Here is a 1,842-nt window from a genome sequence, read left to right as displayed (position 1 = left end):
ACGTGCAAGCTGGACCACGCCGGACTGCCTGTGATGTGGCTCCGTCATGCCGATGGAAAATTGCGCCGCGACGGCATTCCCGCTGCCCTGCTGCAGCGACGTTACGCCGTCGATGAGCGCGGAAGAGTGCACGGCGCACCGGGCCTCGCGGCTGTGGTGGCGCATCGTGTCCAGGCGTGGCGCAGTGGGCCTTGTCGCAACAGAGAAAGGAAGCGAGAATGGGTGAGATCAAGCACAAGCAACGACCGATTAAGAGGGCTCTTCAAATCTGGCTTCGAGATACCGGTGCACGGCGATAACACAGTCGTGGCCGGATCCGGGGTCTGGTGCAACGACTTGCAAGGTCGTTGCCACAAGGGAGAGCTCCGATGAAACTGTACGTTGGATTGGACGTCGGCCTTGAAGAAACCAGCGTTTGCATCGTCGATAGCGAGGGTCTCACGGTCCGCGAAGTGAAGGTCAATACCGAGCCAGAGGCGATCCGCTCCGCGTTGGAGGGCTACGCGGATCGCCTCGATAGGGTGGGGGTCGAGGCGTCATCGCTCGGTATCTGGCTGTATCGTGAACTACAGCCAGCCGGGCTTCCAATCATTGTCGTGGAGGCGCGCCACATGCGCGTTTCGCTGTCGACAATGCGTAACAAGACCGACCGGAATGACGCGCGCGGCATCGCGCAGATGATGCGGCTGGGCTGGTACCGAGCCGTCCACGTCAAGAACATCGAGATGCAGAAAATGCGCTCGCTACTGGCCAACAGGAAGCTCCTCAAGCGCAAGCTGATCGACCTTGAAAACCACATTCGTGGCACGCTGAGGGCGTACGGTCTGATGGTTGGCGCGGTCGGCCGCGGGGGATACGAAGCGCGGGTCCGCGAGCTCATCGAGCACAGCGATCCGGTATTTTCCATGATGATTGAGGCCATGTTGGACGTGCGCCGAGCGATCTTCGAGGGCTACGAACGATTGCATAAGGTGCTCCTGCAGGTCGTCCAGCATGATGCGATTTGTCGTCGGTTGATGACCGTACCTGGCGTCGGTCCCGTTGCCGCCCTTTCGTTCAAGGTCGGTGTTGATGACCCCTCTTCGTTTCGCGCGATCTCGGACAGTTGGCGCGCATTTTGGCCTTACGCCAAGGCGACACCAGTCGGGAACATCAATCGACTACGAGGGTCGAATTACCAAACAGGGCGACGTCAAGGTTCGCAAGGCGCTCTGCGAGGCAGCAGCAAGCCTGCTGCTGCGGGTCAGGAAGTGGTCGGCTTTGCGGGCGTGGGGCCTGCGGATCGCCAAACGGTCGAGCATGCTGTGCGCGATCGTCGCGGTCGCACGCATGCTTGCGAGCATCCTGCACAGGATGTGGGTCAATCAAACCGACTTCCACCTTGGGTTTGGCGCCAAGGTCACACGGAGATTGCGTTTGAAGCCTGCGCAGTAATTGCTGCGGGGACGCAAAAGATTAGTGCTGGTGTTACAGCCGGCATGTCGAGAAGGAGCAACCATTAGAGATCCGCGCGCGCGGTGAGCGTCTCGTGGCGGGGCCGCGAAACGGGGAATGTCCGCTATCTCTCGCCTGCTGCCATCTTCGTGATGAGATCGCCAGACTGCTTGGACAGCCCTGTTTACGAACCTGATGAAGAGCATGCGACGGCTGAAGTGCTGAACGCGAAGGAACGCATGGACCCCGCCTGGTGAATGCACGTCGCGTACGTGGCCGCGGTGAAGTGTGCGTTGTTGGTGCAAGGAGTCGGTAATGGTCGAAGTTGGAAGAGTCGAAGAAAAGCGTAGGAATGAGTTGACTTTGAACGCCCGATTAGGAATGCCGCCCGTAATCGGTCTGCGCCGG

The 1,842-nt window shown here is 59.9% G+C and carries 1 pseudogene; it reads left to right on the top strand.

The window, feature by feature from the left end:
• Positions 1-368: 368 nt before the first annotated feature.
• Positions 369-1,434 (top strand): annotated as a pseudogene (locus AC5ZFO_RS47840) (IS110 family RNA-guided transposase).
• The last annotated feature ends 408 nt before the right edge of the window (positions 1,435-1,842 follow it).

The organism is Bradyrhizobium sp. Unk1 (assembly GCF_059512345.1).
This window is presented reverse-complemented; position numbering and strand designations above follow the sequence as displayed.